Here is a 13586-nt window from a genome sequence, read left to right as displayed (position 1 = left end):
TTGTCACATGTCAGACCAGGACGATGCCCTGGCGTCCTTGAGTCGCACCGTCACGCGGCGGCGGGCCCGCATGACGGTGAGGGCGAGCGTGGTGAGCAGGACGGAGGCGATGATCGCCTGCGGGCCCACCTCGTACGGCGCGGCCGGCGTGAGCTCCCGTACCGACGCCTTCGTCGCGGAGATCGTCTCAGCGCGGGCCTTCAGCCGTTCCTTGACCTTCTCGGGGTAGCCGTAGCCGACCACGGCACCCTTGTCGCGCACCTTGACGCTGACCCTGCCGCCGTCGATGTTGCCCTCGATCGTCTGGATCTTGTTGCCGATGACCTTGGTCACGATGCCCACGTGGTCGATGCCGGCGATCGTCCCGGAGCCGCTCCAGTCGTAGAACACCAGGGCGCCGGGAACGGGCTTGCCACCCCAGGCACCGTGCTCCTTGAACCATCTGGCGTGGCCGACGGTCCAGGCGAACTGGCCGAACCACTCGTCGTAGCCCAGTTGGCGGGCGCCCCACGAGAGGAACATGTCACACCAGGGCTGATCGGAGTAGTCGGAGTCCTTCTCTACGTTGTTGTACCAGTTTCCGAACTTTGTGTAACCGTTGCTCTTCGCGCTGTAACCGACCTGCGATCGCAGCAGCTCGAGCAACTTCGTCATCTCGGGGCTCATACGGAGAGGTCGCCTCTGTTCGTCGGGGGACTTACGTGACGTGGGAGGCTAGCCTTCGTAAAAGGGATGTTCAACGCCAGATATGCATAAAGCCAAGCTTCTTTACCTAAACATGGCCAAACTACCCCAAAGTGCGAGACAGATGGAACAGGTTCTAGAATCACGGGCATGACGATGGATCTCGCCCCCGGACACGACGAGGAGACCAGGCTCGCGGCGCTGGCCGTGCTCGCCCAGCAGGTCAGAGAACTGATGGACGCGGTCGTTCTGACCGAGGCCGACGAGGACGAGGTGACCTCCGTCACCGCCCAGCTCGTCGCGCTGACAGAGCGGCTCAACGACGCGCGCCGTGAGCGGCCGCTCATGCCCGACTTCGCGCCGGACGGCGCCTTCCGTCACCTGGGCAACGCGGTGACCGGCGCGTGCAACCCGCACGCCCTGCCGCTGGTGATCGAGCACACGCCCGAAGGTTCCCAGGCCGATCTGGAGTTCCGCCCGACACACGAGGGGCCGCCCAACAGTGTGCACGGAGGCGTGAGCGCGATGATCCTCGACCACCTGCTGGGCCACGCCGTCGCCACCTCGGGCCGGGCCGGCATGACCGGGACCCTGACCATCCGCTACCGTCAGCCGGTGCCGTACGGCCGGCCGGTCGTCGGCACGGCCGCCACCACCCGGGCAGAAGGGCGCAAGACCTGGGCGGACGGCACGATCAGCCTCCCCGACGGCACTCCTCTGGTCGAGGCGACCGGCCTGTTCATCACGCCGTCACTGTGGGTGGAGGCGGCGTCCGACTGAGATCCGACTGAGATCCGACTGAGAGACGCGTCAGTATCCCGCGCCGGTCAGGAGGCCGCCGTCGACCGTGAACTCGCTGCCGGTGCAGTAGCTCGACCGGTCCGACGCGAGGAACGTCACGATGTGCGACACCTCGACCGGCTCGGCGAACCGCTTGATCACCATCGCCTTGACGAACTGCTCGCTGTCCACCTCGGCCATGAGTTCGGGGTTGGCCACCATGGACGTGTTGATCGCCCCGGGGTGCACGGAGTTCACGCGGATCCTGAACGGGGCCAGCTCGCGCGCCGCCGCCTTGGTGAGACCCCGGACGCCGAACTTCGAGGCGGAGTAGGCCGACAGGCCGGCCGCGCCGATGAACCCCTCGATGGAGGAGATGTTCACGATCGAGCCGCTTCCGGCGGCCTTCATCGGCTCGATCACCGACTTGATTCCGAGGAACGTGCCCTTGAGGTTCACGTCGAGCACCCGCTGGTACTCCTCGACCGTCATGTCGGCGATCCGGCGGAACATCAGGATGCCCGCGTTGTTCACCAGCGCGTCGAGGCGGCCGTACGTCTCGACGGCGGTGCGCACCGCCCGGTCCCAGTCGGCCGGCTGCGTGACGTCGTGGTGCAGGTAGACCGCGCCGGTCTCGTCGGCGAGTGCCTTGCCCTCCTCGTCGGTCACATCGCCGAACACCACCCGGGCGCCCTCTTCGAGAAAGAGCCGGACGTGCGACGCGCCCATGCCGCGCGCTCCACCGGTGATCAGTGCGACCTTGCCGTCGAGCATGCCCATGGCTTCCTCCCGGGTAGCGCCCGCGGCGGCGTGGCCGCGGCTCTCCTCGAACGGTGGACGGGGCCGCCGTCCCCTCGTTCAACCTAGCGAACGCTTGGTTACGGAACAAGATCAATGCACGTGTCGCGTCACCCGACGTGGTCGCCCTGGCCGGCGTCTCCGGGTGCCTCCGTGACCGGGGTGTCCTCGGGTTCGGCGCAAAGGGGACCGTTCAGGGTCACCGACCTCGTGGCGCCGCCGCCGGGTGACACGGTGACGGTCACGCTCCTGGCGTCCTCGACGCCGCAGCCGGGCGGTTTGAACGGCACCGTGAACGACGCGGTGTACGCCTTCTTCCCTTCGAGGGTCTTCTCCTGCCGGTTCTCCTCGGACGCCACCGTCTCCCCCTGGCGGCGCTGCCGTTGCGTGAACGACGCGACGAGCGTCACCGGCTTCGTGGAACCGGACGTGACGTCCAGCCTCAGTGTCGTACCGTCCCAGGACACGATCGAGGCGGAGGGTGGCGCGCAGGCGGGGCCGGGGACGCGGGTCTCCTTCACCTGCGCGCCGACCGCGGCGGCGGGTTCCGTGCGCACCTTCACGCCGAGCACAGCGGTCGTGCCGCACTCCACCGTGATCGGGTCGGTCGTGAGGTCGAAGGAGTACGACGTCCGGCCCGAGAGGGTCCGGGTGCCGCGCGCCACGGTCGTGCCGTCCCGGGTGAACTCGGCGAACACCTTCACCGCGCCGGTGCCGCCGGCGCCGCCGGTTCCGACCTCGACGGTCGCCACGGCGCCGTCCCACTCCTTGATCGTGACGCTCCGTACGGCCGGTGGAGGGCACGGCGCGCCCGTCACCTTCGTGGTCGCGGCCGCCGTGCCGCCGGCGGCCTTCGGCACGGTCGCCGCCTCGACCCGGCGGTAGACGGTCGTCCCGCACGCGGGAGCGGCGAAGGCGTGCTGGACGCCGGGGGAGTAGGAGGTCGCGCCCTCCAGCGGGATGGTCTGCGCCGTCACCGGACGCAGTTCGTCCGGTGACGGGCCCTCGGAGAACCTGACGCCGAGCGTCACCGCCCCGCCGGTCGTCGTCCGTACCCGGATGGTCGCCGACTGGCCGTCCCACCCGGAGACGCCGAGGGCCGCGACCGACAACGGCGCCGGTCGCGGGGTCATGCTCACGGCCGGAGTCGGCGTCTCCCCTGGAGATTCGCCGGGCGGCTCGCCGGGTGTTTCGCCGGGGATCTCCCCGGGAGTGGCATCAGGTGCCGGTGTACCGGGATCCGTGGCCGCCGGCGACGGGGAGGGCGTGTCCACCGCGTCCGAGGGGAACGGCGGCTCCGGCGTGAACCGCGTGGACGGGGTGGGCGGCAGGGCGCTGTCGTCCGCGACCGGAGCCTGCCGGTTGGCCGCGACCACCGCGGCGACCATGACGGCGGACAGCACGGCCGCGCCGATCGCGAACCGGGGGGCGAAGTGGGCCAGCCGGTCCGACAACACGGTCCGCGCCAGCGACGTGCCCGCCTCCACCGGCTGGGTGGGCTGGGCCAGCGGGAACGTCAGCGCGAGCAGCGTGGCCAGTTCCGCGAGATGCCGCCGCCCGCGCTGCTCCCAGTCCGGCCCGTACGCCGAGGTCGCGGCGGCCTCCAGGTCGCCGATGAACGCCCGGGCCGTGGCCGGCCGGTCCGTCGGGTTCTTGGCCAGGCCCCGCCCCACCAGCCCGCGTACCGAGCTGGGCACGTCCGCGACCGGGATGGGCGCGTTCTGGTGCTGGTGCCGCAGCCCCGCGGTGTGGTCCGCGCGGTACGGCCTGCGCCCGGTCAGGCACTCGAAGAACACGCAGGTCGCCGCGTAGACGTCGGTCGTGGGACCGGCCGGGCCGCCCTCCCACTGCTCGGGGGCCATGTACGGCGGCGTCCCGGCGGGCAGGCCCGGATCGCCGCTCGGCGCCGCGATGCCGAAATCCGACAGCTTGCTGGTGCCGTCCGCCTGGACCAGGACGTTCTCGGGCTTGTAGTCCCGGTGCACGATGCCGGAGGAGTGGGCCGCCGACAGGCCGGTCAGCGAGCCCTTCAGCACGACGAGCGCCGCCTCCGGACTGGTCGTCCCGTGCTCGGTGAGGATCCGCCGGAGCGACACGCCGTCGACCAGCTCCATGACGATGGCCGCCCCGGCCACGGTCTCGACGTATTCGTAGAGCCGGACGATGTTGGGGTCGTTGATCTCGACCATGACGCGGGCCTCGCGCCGGAAACCCTCCAGGAAACGCGGATCCCGCCGAAGCTCAGGGCGAAGATACTTGATCGCGACGAAGGCGCCGGTCGCCTCGTAGGTCGCCAGCACCACGCGCCCGGCGCCACCCGCGCCGAGCTCGCGCACCTCCCGGTATCCCGGAACCGTCCAGGCATTCATCCTTCCGAACTTCTCACCGGAAGGGCCGATTGTCACCGGTGGAGAAATGTCACCTCGGCGATGTAATCCATGAGGCCCCTGTGATCGTCGTCCGTGTGGTTCACGGAACGATGCCGGGAACCCCCACAAGGTAGGCGCTGTCCCGTGCGTCCGTGATGGCCATGTGGCCGGGGGCGTGCCCGATGGCGAACGGCGGCTTCGACCGCATCACCGCCGCCTGGGGCGTCACCCCGCAGGCCCAGAAGACCGGGACCTCTCCGGGGCGTACGTCCACGGGATCGCCGAAGTTGGGCCGGTCGAGGTCGGCGATGCCCAGCGCGGCGGGGTCGCCCGCGTGCACCGGGCCGCCGTGCACAGCCGGATAGTGCGAGGTGATCCGTGCCGCGGTCTCGACCAGCTCGGCGGGAACCGGCCGCATCGACACCACCATCGGCCCGGACAGCGCGCCCGCCGGCCGGCACTCCCGGTTGGTGCGGTACATGGGCACGTTCGTCCCGGCCTCGATGTGGCGTACCGGCACGCCCGCCTCCAGCAGCGCCGCCTCGAAGGTGAAGCTGCAGCCGACGAGGAAGCAGACGAGGTCGTCGCGCCAGTGCTCCCGGACGTCGGTCGGCTCGGCGACCGGCTCGCCGTTCTCGTACACCCGGTAGGCGGGCAGGTCGGTGCGCAGGTCACCGGCGAAGATCGACGCGCTGGTCTCGCCCGGCTCCGTCACGTCCAGCACCGGGCACGCCTTCGGATTGCGCTGCGCGAACAACAGGAAGTCGTACGCGCGGTCCCTGGGCAGGGCGATCAGGTTCGCCTGGGTCCAGCCGCGTGACCAACCGGAGGTGGGCGTCACGAGCCCCTCCCGGAAGAGCCCGCGCGCTTCGGAAGGGGTCAGCAGGGCCGGATCGCGCATGATCGTCACCTTTCCCATGGTGGTCTCCTGCCGTCGTCTCATGGCGTCGCCTCATGCCGTGCGGAACCGGACGCGCTGGCCGGGGCGGGCCTGCGCGGCGCGGTCGACGTCGCGGGTGCGCACCACAGCGATCACCGGATAGCCCCCCGTGAGCGGATGGTCGGCGAGGAAGAGCGTGGGCTGCCCCGACGGGGGCACCTGGAGCGCGCCCGGGACCATGCCCTCGCTGGGCAGCTCCCCGTCGCGCGCCCGTTCCAGGACCGGACCGCGCAGCCGGATGCCGACCCGGTTGCTGTCGGCCGTCACCTCGTACGGCTCCGTGCGGAGCACGCGCAGCGCCTCCGGCGTGAACCAGTCGTCGCGCGGGCCGGGAAGGATCTCCAGGACCAGCTCACCCCCGGCGGTCTCGGGCACCGGCGCGAGATCGACGGCGGGGAACGCCGCCGGCGGCGTTCCGATCGGCAGCAGCGTCCCGGGGACCGGAAGGTCGGGCCCCAGGCCGGCGAGGATGTCCGTGGAGCGGGACCCCAGCACCGGCGTCACGTCCACGCCGCCCCTCGCCGCGAGATAGGTCCGCAGGCCGCGGGCCGGTGTCCCGAGCCGGAGCGTGGCCCCGCGGGGCAGGTGCTCGACCGAGTGGTGCCCGATCTGACGGCGGATACCGACGGGGCCGGTCACGGTCGCGGGGCACGCGGCGCCCGCGAGCGCGATCACCAGGTCTCCGCGCGCCCGCACGCACAGCCCGCCCAACGTGATCTCGAGGGCGGCCGCCCCCTCGGGATTGCCCACGAGCCGGTTGGCCAGCCGCAGCGCGCCCCGGTCGGCCGCGCCCGAACGCCCGACGCCCAGATCGCCGCGTCCCGGCCGCCCCAGATCCTGCACCGTGGTCATCGGCCCGGTCGCCAGCACCTCCAGCATGCCGTACCGGCTCATGTCACCTCCGTGAACCTGACCCGGGTGCCCGGACGCAGCAGAGCGGGCGGATCGGCGGCCAGGTCCCACACCACCGCGTCCGTACGACCGATGAGCTGCCAGCCGCCGGGGGACTCGCGCGGATAGACGGCGCTGAACCCGGCCGCGAGCGCCACCGAGCCGGCGGGCACGCGCACGCGCGACTCGGCCCTCCGGGGTACGGCCAGCCGGGAGTCGCCGCCGGTCAGATACCCGAAGCCGGGTGCGAAGCCGCAGAACGCCACGGTCCACGGCGTCCCGGTGTGCGCGGCCACGACATCGCGTTCCGGCAGTCCGGTCAACGCGGCGACGTCGGCCAGGTCCGCGCCGTCGTAGACGACCGGGATCCGCACCTCGCGCGCGCCGGTGCGCCCGCCGGAGGCCGGCCGTACCGCCCGGACGGCGGCCTCGACTGACTCCGGCGTCGCGGGCGGCTCGAACCGGACGAGCAGCGTGCGCGCCGCGGGGACGATGTCGGTGACGCCGTCCGGCGGGTGCTCGGCCAGCGCGTCGTAGAACGCGACCACCTCGTCGAGGCCGTCCAGTTCGGCCAGCAGAGCGCTGTCGCCGCAGCGGCGCACACGCATCGGGTCACCTCCTCAGGGCCGCGCCGCGGTGAACGGCGCCAGCTCGACGCCCGCGGCCTCCAGCGCCGCGCGCACCCCGCGGGCCGTCGCCACCGCGTTCGGGCTGTCGCCGTGCACGCAGATCGATTCGCCGCGTACGACCAGAGGGGCGCCGTCGACGTCCTCGATCGGCTCACCGCGAGCCATGCGCACGCAGCGTTCGGCCACCGTGTCCGGGTCGTGTACGAGCGCGCCCGGCCGGTCACGCGGCACCAGCGTCCCCTCCGGTGTGTACGCGCGGTCGGCGAAGCATTCGGTGACGGCCGTGAGTCCGGCCTGCTCGGCCCGGCGCAACCAGGCGGAGCCGGGCAGGCCGAGAACCGGCAGCCCGGGGTCGTAGGCCAGGACGGCCGCCACGACGGCCCCGGCCTGCTCCTCGTGCCGCACGATCGCGTTGTAGAGCGCACCGTGCGGCTTGACGTATCCGACCCGGCCGCCGGCCGCGCGGGCGAAGGCGTCCAGGGCGCCGATCTGGTACAGCACGTCGTCGGCGAGCTCCCTGGGCGGCATCTCGATGAACCGCCGCCCGAATCCGGCCAGGTCGCGGTAGCCGACCTGGGCGCCGATCGCCACGCCCCGCTCGACCGCCGTCTCGCACGTCCGCCGCATGATCGTGGGATCGCCCGCGTGGAAGCCGCAGGCCACGTTGGCGCTGGTGACGATGGACAACAACGCGTCGTCGTCGCCGAGAGGCCAGCGGCCGAAACCCTCGCCGAGGTCGGAGTTGAGGTCGATGCGGGGGATCAGCCCGGACACGGCCGGCTCCAGAGGGCGGCGGTCACCCGTTGGTCGGTCATGGAAGTCTCCTCGCGTCCGCGCGTTCGCCACGTGTGTGCCGGTCCCGGTGAACTGCCCTGGAATGAAACCTAAGGATTGTTGAACAATCCGGCAATCCCCGGGGTTGCAAATTCTGGGGCACGGGCGTTGTGGGGGAGACCACTCCCCGCCCTAAGCTCGGGGGAACTCCGGAGTTCCGGGGGCTTTCCCGTTCTCCAGGAGAAAGGGCGGCGGTGACGACGGCGACCGCGGACTGGGCGGACCGGCTGAGCGCGGCCAGGCCGGCGCTCGAACGCGCCAGCACGGCCGACCTCGTCGCGGCCGTCCTGCGTGAGAACGTCATCGAGGGCTCGCTCCCCCCGGGGACGCGGCTGTCGGAGGAGATCATCGGGCGGGCGCTCGGCGTCTCCCGCAACACCCTCCGCGAGGCGTTCCGGCTGCTGTCCCACGAGAACCTGCTCGTGCACGAGTTCCATCGCGGCATGTTCGTCCGCAGGTTGACCGCGGCCGACGTGGCCGACATCTACCGGATGCGCCGGCCGCTCGAAACCGCCGGCCTGCGCGCCGCGGGCACCGCCCCGGCCGAGGCCGTACGCGAGGTGGGCCGCCGGGTCGAGGAGGGCCGGGCGGCGGCCGAGGCGGGCGACTGGGTCGCCGTCGGCACCGCGAACATGCGCTTCCACCAGGCCGTCGCCGCACTGCTCGGCAGTCACCGCGCGGACGAGGCCATGGCCCGCGTCCTGGCCGAGCTGCGGCTCGCCTTCCACATGATGGGCGAGCCCCGGCCGTTCCACGAGCCGTACCTCGACGACAACGCGCGCATCGCCGCCCTGCTCGGCGAAGGCGAGTACGAGCGGGCGGCGGGCGTGCTGCTGGCTTACCTCGACGCCGCCGAGGCCCAGCTCCTCGCGGCGTACGGCGAGCGCCCTGCCTGACCGGCTGACCGCGCGGTTCCCTCGCGCCGGGGGGCCACGCCCGGATGGGGCCGGCCCGCAGGCTCATACGATCACCCGGCGGTGCCGAGCAGCCGCTCGCCGGAACGCCTGGCCAGGTCGAGGGCGCGCGGCAGGTCCACGCCGACCAGGCGGCCGGCCCGCTTGACCACCTCGCCGCCGACGATCACCGTGTCGACGTCGCTCACATCGGCGGCCGTCACGACCGCCCCGACCGGGTCGTGCGGCGGCGCGAGGTTGGGCAGGCCCGTGTCCAGCATGACGACGTCCGCGCGCTTGCCCGGGCGAAGCGATCCGATCCGGTCGGCCATGCCGAGTGCGGTGGCCCCCTCGATGGTGGCCATGCGCAGGATGTCGGCCGCGGTCGGCAGCGCGCCGATCCCCTCCCCGAAGTGCCGGAGCCTGGCGGAGGCGAGCGCGGCGCGCATGACGGCGAACATGTCTCCGGGCACCGCGGCCACCGTGTCCACGCCGAGCCCCGTCGGGATGCCGAACCCGCGCAACCGTCCCGTCTCAGGGGAGCCGTGGCCCATCTGCGACTCCACGGCGGGTGCGACGGACGCGGTGCCGCCGCTGTCGGCCACCATCTTCATCGCGCGGTCGGGGAAGCCGTTGGCGTGCACGAACATGACGTCGGGGCCGAGCAGCCCGGCGGCGTGCAGTCGCTCCACCGGCTCCTCGCCGGTCGCGTGCAGGCTGATGCGGAGCCCGAGCTCGCGGGCCAGCCGCCAGTCGGCCTCGGCCGCCTCGACGGAGCCGTACACCGGCCCCCACGCCGCGAAGGCGGGGGTGACGAGGCCGGAGTCCCCCGAGGGGAAGTGCCGGGCGACGACCCGCCGGACCTCCGCCTCGTTCCTCGACGCGTCGTCCGCGCCCAGATGCGCGTACGCGAAGACGACGCGGGCGCCGGAGTCGCGGAGGGCCTCGACCGCGGCGTCGGTGTGCCCGGGGGTGAGCTGGATGTGGGACCAGTCGTACACGGTCGTGATCCCGGCGTTGAGCGCCTCGACGGCGCCCCAGAGGTTGGCGGCGTAGACGTCCTCGGGCCGGAACGCGGGGGCGAGCCGGCCGAGGACGAGCGCCAGGTAGTCACCGAGAGTGGCGTCGGCGGAGACGGACCTCAGCACGCTCTGCCAGACGTGGCGGTGCGTGTCGACGAAACCGGGAAGCACGATCCGGCCCGTCGCGTCGATCACCTCCGCGCCGGCGGCGGGCAGGTCCGGGCCGATCGCGCCGATCACTCCGTCGGTGATGAGGATGTCGGTTCCCCGCCGGACGTGCACGTCCGGCTCCGTGTCGATCACGATGCCGTTCCTGATGAGCAGGTCCACGCGATACTCCTTATCGAGAAAGCTTTTTGAAAAGCTTGTTAGAAAGCTATCAGGGAGCGCGGATATCCTCAAGCGCATGAATGAGGGGCGGGTGACCGGCCGGGATCGCGTCGACGAGATGATCGAGGCGTGGCGGGCCGAGCTGCCGGAGGCGGCCACGACGCAGTTGGAGATCGTCAAGCGGGTCGGGCGGCTCAAGGCGCGGATCGAGACGGTCACGCAGTCCGTGCTCGCCGGTTACGGACTGACCTATGCGGAGTTCGACGTCCTGGCGACGCTGCGCCGTTCTGGACGTCCGTACCGGGTCAAGCCCGGCACCCTCGCCGCGCGGCTGATGCTCACGACGGGCGGGACCAGCAACATCCTCCAGCGGCTGCTGGCCGCGGGCCTGGTCGAGCGCGAACCCGATCCCTCCGACGGCCGCAGCTCATGGGTCCGGCTCACTCCGCAGGGTGTGGAGAAGGCCGAGGAACTGTCCCTCGCCACCACGGAGGCGCACCGCCACCTGTTCGCGGACGTTCCCGAGGCGACCGCGCGCGCTCTCGCGGACGTGCTGCGCGACGTCCTGCTCGCGCTCGGCGACCGGCCGGAGGACGTGCCGGGCCGTAGGACTCGGCCGGCCTGATCGGTCGTGGCCCCGCTCAGCCCCGGACCGGGCGGAGCGGGCCGATGATTCGACCAGGCGCGTTCCGGCCGGCCCGCCGCGCGGTGGTGTGCCCGCGCTCTACGCGAGGGAGTCGTAGACGGCTTCCGCGAGATGGTAGGCACGGAGACTGCCGGTCACCCCCTGGGCCATGCGGTTCATCGTGTACGCCATGGCGATGCCGTGCGCGGCGTCCCCGAGGCCGAGGGAGCCGCCCATTCCGGTGTGGCCGAACGCCGACTCCGCCCCGCGCGCGGGCGTGAGGAAGGTCAGCGCCGGACGCATGTAGCCGAGGCCGAAGGCGCTGTCCACGTACAGGACCCGGTCAGGTCCGCTGACGCGTGGGCGCACCGCGTCCTCAAGGACGGAGGGTGCGAGGATCTCACCGGCGACCAGAGCGCGGTAGAAACCGGCCAGCGCCCGCGCGGTCGTGACCATGCCGAGAGCGGGCCAGCCGGCGCGCAGGATCACCGGATGGTTGCCGCCGCCGGGCAGCTTGTGGATGGGCGGGTTGCCGAGCGCCCGGTTCATCAGGCTGTTCCTGTCCAGCGATGCTGCGGCCATCGCGGCCAGCGGGTCGTCCGGTGCGGCGACCTCCGTGACACCGGCGCCGCCCCCGGGCGCCGCGTGTTCCCCCGCCGCCCCCGTGGGTCCACCCGCGGATGTCGTGCGCTCTCCCGTCGGCGCCTTGCGCTCTCCCGCGGAGAGCCGGGCGGCGCGATCCGCCACGTCGGGCGGGGCGCCGAGCCAGAGGTCGAGCCCGCGTGGTCCGGCGATCTCCGCCGCGACCAGCTCGCCCGTGGACACGCCGGTCACCCTGCGGACGATCTCGTCGACGAGGAAGCCGTACGTCACGGCGTGGTAGCCGTGCGCCGTGCCGGGCTCCCAGAGCGGCGCCTGCGCGGCGAGCCGGTCCGCGATCGCGGGCAGGTCCTCGAACTCCTCCACCGGGACCGGCTCCTCGATCACCGGTAGCCCGGCCTGGTGGGTGAGCACGTGCTCGACGGTGATGTGGGCCTTGCCGTTGCCCGCGAACTCCGGCCAGTACGCGCTCACCGGGGAGTGGACGTCGACCAGGCCGCGCTCAACGAGCAGCAGCAGCGCGGTGGCGGCGACGGCCTTGGTGCACGAGTAGGCGAGGACCGGCGTACCGGACTCCCAGGGGCGCCCCGTGTGCCGGTCGGCCACGCCACCCCAGAGATCGACGACGGGCTCGCCGTCCAGGAAGACCGCGAACGCGGCGCCCAGTTCCAGACCGTCCGCGAAATGCCGGTCGAAGACCTCACGTACCCGGGAGAAGCGGGGGTCGCAGTGGCCGGACGTGGTCGCGGGGTGATCGCCAACTGTCATGGCCGTCCCTGTCGAAGAGCGTTGTCTGGCAGCCGACACTAACAAGCGGGACCTCGTCGGACCATAGGCCCGGGTGGGCCGAGGGACCGCCCGTTCCGCTGCCGAAACCGGTGACGTGACCTATTCGGGCGCGGGGGGCTGAGATCCTCCCTCCGGGCAGGGGGCGGCGTCGAGGATCCTGGCGGACTCCGACTCCTGGGCCAGGCGGCGCAACACGTCGAACGCCTTGCCGTACAGGACCTCGCAGATCACCAACGTCTCCACGGCGACGTCCCGGGGGCCGTCGAAGGGAATCTTGGTGATGTCCTGCTCCCGCACGAGTTCGAGCGCGGCCGTCGCGTAGGGGAGCAGGTCCTCCCGCGAGGTCGGCATGCCGAGGCGCTTGAGCGTGACGACGGTCTGCGTGAGCTCGTCCCGGGCCGGCGCCAGAGGATGGACGCCCCAGCCCAGGTCCGCGACCATCTCGTCGACCAGTTCCCTGGCCCCGCGCCAGTCCTCCTCCTCGGGGTGCGGCTCGACCGGTGTGGAGAGCGCGTAATGGGCGGCGCCGAGCATGTCGTGGACGCTCAGCCGTTCGTCCTCCACGGCGTCGATCACCTTGCGGATCGTCGCGACGGGCAGCCGTCCGACCTCCAGCAGCGCTCGGATCAGCCGCAGCCGGCGCAGGTGGGACTGGTCGTATTCCGCCCGGGTGGCCGCCGTCTGGTCGCCCTGGGGGAGCAGCCCCTCGCGCAGGTAGTACTTGATCGTCGGGATCGGGACCCCGGATTCGGCGCTGAGCTGGGAGATTCGCATGACTGGATAGTAGCGCTTGCCAATTGTGCTCGATAGTTTTACTATCCAATTGTTAGGTAGTGCGGCTATCCAAGGAGGACGTCATGCGCATGAGCGCGCGGATGGAGGGCGACTTCGTCGTCTTCCTGATCGGTATGCGGATCAACAGGTTCCGGTCGCTGCGCAAGTGGCTGCCGGTGGCCCGGGCCATGGGGCCCATGGTCAAGGAGTTACGGGCGGACCCCGCTCTGGGCCTGCTGCACTTCGAGAGCTTCTTCAACGGGCGGACCACGATCATGGTGCAGTACTGGCGCAGCACCGATCACCTGATGGCGTACGCGAAGGATCGTGAGGCGAGCCACTGGCCGGCCTGGAAGCGTTTCTTCCGGGAGGCGTACGCGAGCGAGGCCGTGGGGGTCTGGCACGAGACCTACACGGTCAGCGGATACGAGACGGTCTATGTGAACATGCCGGAGTTCGGCCTCGGCAGGGCGGGGGAGCTCGTCCCGACGACGAAGGTCGGTGACCGGTCGGCGGAGCGGCTCGCGGCCGCTCGCCGGGACCGGTGAACCGCGGATCCCGGCGTGCTCTCACCGGCGGAGGGGAGGGCCGGTGCGCCCGCCTTCTGGCGGGGGCCCCTTCAACGGAA

At 71.8% G+C, this 13586-nt stretch carries 14 protein-coding genes; 4 read left to right on the top strand and 10 right to left on the bottom strand.

The annotated features are described in order from the left end of the window. Positions 1-3: 3 nt before the first annotated feature. On the bottom strand, positions 4-654 hold the full coding sequence (locus tag IMZ11_RS24115) for a CHAP domain-containing protein (protein ID WP_228644621.1): 651 nt from the start codon (positions 652-654) through the stop codon (positions 4-6). 180 nt (positions 655-834) lie between these two features. Here IMZ11_RS24115 and IMZ11_RS24110 point away from each other — a divergent pair, with 180 nt between their 5' ends. Then, positions 835-1464, top strand: coding sequence for a PaaI family thioesterase (locus IMZ11_RS24110; protein ID WP_228644620.1), 630 nt, complete (start codon positions 835-837; stop codon positions 1462-1464). Positions 1465-1494: 30 nt separating this feature from the next. Here IMZ11_RS24110 and IMZ11_RS24105 read toward each other — a convergent pair whose 3' ends face one another. The 6 genes from IMZ11_RS24105 to IMZ11_RS24080 form a co-directional block, all read right to left on the bottom strand. After that, complete coding sequence (locus IMZ11_RS24105; protein ID WP_228644619.1) at positions 1495-2244, bottom strand: glucose 1-dehydrogenase; 750 nt, start codon at positions 2242-2244, stop codon at positions 1495-1497. 128 nt (positions 2245-2372) lie between these two features. Next, on the bottom strand, positions 2373-4631 hold the full coding sequence (locus IMZ11_RS24100; RefSeq protein ID WP_228644618.1) for a serine/threonine-protein kinase: 2259 nt from the start codon (positions 4629-4631) through the stop codon (positions 2373-2375). Between the two features lie 100 nt (positions 4632-4731). Beyond that, the gene (locus IMZ11_RS24095; RefSeq protein ID WP_228644651.1) at positions 4732-5532 is read right to left on the bottom strand and encodes a putative hydro-lyase; all 801 of its coding nucleotides are present in this window, start codon (positions 5530-5532) and stop codon (positions 4732-4734) included. Between the two features lie 51 nt (positions 5533-5583). Further along, positions 5584-6465, bottom strand: a complete 882-nt coding sequence (locus IMZ11_RS24090; RefSeq protein ID WP_228644617.1) for a biotin-dependent carboxyltransferase family protein — start codon at positions 6463-6465, stop codon at positions 5584-5586. Beyond that, positions 6462-7070 (bottom strand): allophanate hydrolase subunit 1, encoded by a 609-nt coding sequence (locus tag IMZ11_RS24085; RefSeq protein ID WP_228644616.1) that lies wholly within the window; start codon positions 7068-7070, stop codon positions 6462-6464. The genes IMZ11_RS24090 and IMZ11_RS24085 overlap by 4 nt, the downstream gene beginning before the upstream one ends. 12 nt (positions 7071-7082) lie before the next feature. After that, positions 7083-7865, bottom strand: coding sequence for a LamB/YcsF family protein (locus IMZ11_RS24080; protein WP_228644615.1), 783 nt, complete (start codon positions 7863-7865; stop codon positions 7083-7085). A gap of 254 nt (positions 7866-8119) precedes the next feature. On the opposite strand from IMZ11_RS24080, the gene IMZ11_RS24075 reads away from it, so the two are divergent. Continuing rightward, a complete protein-coding gene (locus tag IMZ11_RS24075) occupies positions 8120-8821 on the top strand; it encodes a GntR family transcriptional regulator (RefSeq protein ID WP_228644614.1) in 702 nt (233 codons plus the stop codon). A gap of 71 nt (positions 8822-8892) precedes the next feature. Here IMZ11_RS24075 and IMZ11_RS24070 read toward each other — a convergent pair whose 3' ends face one another. Beyond that, on the bottom strand, positions 8893-10170 hold the full coding sequence (locus IMZ11_RS24070; protein WP_228644613.1) for an amidohydrolase family protein: 1278 nt from the start codon (positions 10168-10170) through the stop codon (positions 8893-8895). Positions 10171-10246: 76 nt separating this feature from the next. Here IMZ11_RS24070 and IMZ11_RS24065 point away from each other — a divergent pair, with 76 nt between their 5' ends. Next, positions 10247-10795 carry a MarR family winged helix-turn-helix transcriptional regulator gene (locus IMZ11_RS24065; RefSeq protein ID WP_228644612.1) on the top strand — a complete coding sequence of 183 codons (549 nt, stop codon included), beginning with the start codon at positions 10247-10249 and terminating at the stop codon, positions 10793-10795. Between the two features lie 99 nt (positions 10796-10894). Here the strand turns inward: IMZ11_RS24065 and IMZ11_RS24060 are convergent, their stop codons facing one another. Both IMZ11_RS24060 and IMZ11_RS24055 read right to left on the bottom strand, forming a co-directional pair. After that, positions 10895-12163 (bottom strand): serine hydrolase domain-containing protein, encoded by a 1269-nt coding sequence (locus IMZ11_RS24060; protein ID WP_228644611.1) that lies wholly within the window; start codon positions 12161-12163, stop codon positions 10895-10897. A gap of 120 nt (positions 12164-12283) precedes the next feature. Then, complete coding sequence (locus tag IMZ11_RS24055) at positions 12284-12958, bottom strand: MerR family transcriptional regulator (protein WP_228644610.1); 675 nt, start codon at positions 12956-12958, stop codon at positions 12284-12286. A gap of 83 nt (positions 12959-13041) precedes the next feature. Between IMZ11_RS24055 and IMZ11_RS24050 the strand changes: the two genes are divergently transcribed. Further along, a complete protein-coding gene (locus tag IMZ11_RS24050; RefSeq protein WP_228644609.1) occupies positions 13042-13506 on the top strand; it encodes a DUF4188 domain-containing protein in 465 nt (154 codons plus the stop codon). The last annotated feature ends 80 nt before the right edge of the window (positions 13507-13586 follow it).

The organism is Microtetraspora sp. AC03309 (genome assembly GCF_020826795.1).
Taxonomy (GTDB): Bacteria; Actinomycetota; Actinomycetes; order Streptosporangiales; family Streptosporangiaceae; genus Microtetraspora; species Microtetraspora glauca.
Note: the sequence above shows the minus strand (reverse complement) of the source record. Positions and strands in the feature narration are given on the sequence as shown.

Excerpts from the sequence above, each read along its gene's own strand:
- IMZ11_RS24115 (WP_228644621.1), bottom strand. The coding sequence starts at position 654 with ATGACGAAGTTGCTCGAGCTGCTGCGATCGCAGGTCGGTTACAGCGCG.
- IMZ11_RS24110 (WP_228644620.1), top strand. The coding sequence starts at position 835 with ATGACGATGGATCTCGCCCCCGGACACGACGAGGAGACCAGGCTCGCG.
- IMZ11_RS24105 (WP_228644619.1), bottom strand. The coding sequence starts at position 2,244 with ATGGGCATGCTCGACGGCAAGGTCGCACTGATCACCGGTGGAGCGCGC.
- IMZ11_RS24100 (WP_228644618.1), bottom strand. The coding sequence starts at position 4,631 with ATGAATGCCTGGACGGTTCCGGGATACCGGGAGGTGCGCGAGCTCGGC.
- IMZ11_RS24095 (WP_228644651.1), bottom strand. The coding sequence starts at position 5,532 with ATGCGCGATCCGGCCCTGCTGACCCCTTCCGAAGCGCGCGGGCTCTTC.
- IMZ11_RS24090 (WP_228644617.1), bottom strand. The coding sequence starts at position 6,465 with ATGAGCCGGTACGGCATGCTGGAGGTGCTGGCGACCGGGCCGATGACC.
- IMZ11_RS24085 (WP_228644616.1), bottom strand. The coding sequence starts at position 7,070 with ATGCGTGTGCGCCGCTGCGGCGACAGCGCTCTGCTGGCCGAACTGGAC.
- IMZ11_RS24065 (WP_228644612.1), top strand. The coding sequence starts at position 10,247 with ATGAATGAGGGGCGGGTGACCGGCCGGGATCGCGTCGACGAGATGATC.
- IMZ11_RS24060 (WP_228644611.1), bottom strand. The coding sequence starts at position 12,163 with ATGACAGTTGGCGATCACCCCGCGACCACGTCCGGCCACTGCGACCCC.
- IMZ11_RS24055 (WP_228644610.1), bottom strand. The coding sequence starts at position 12,958 with ATGCGAATCTCCCAGCTCAGCGCCGAATCCGGGGTCCCGATCCCGACG.
- IMZ11_RS24050 (WP_228644609.1), top strand. The coding sequence starts at position 13,042 with ATGCGCATGAGCGCGCGGATGGAGGGCGACTTCGTCGTCTTCCTGATC.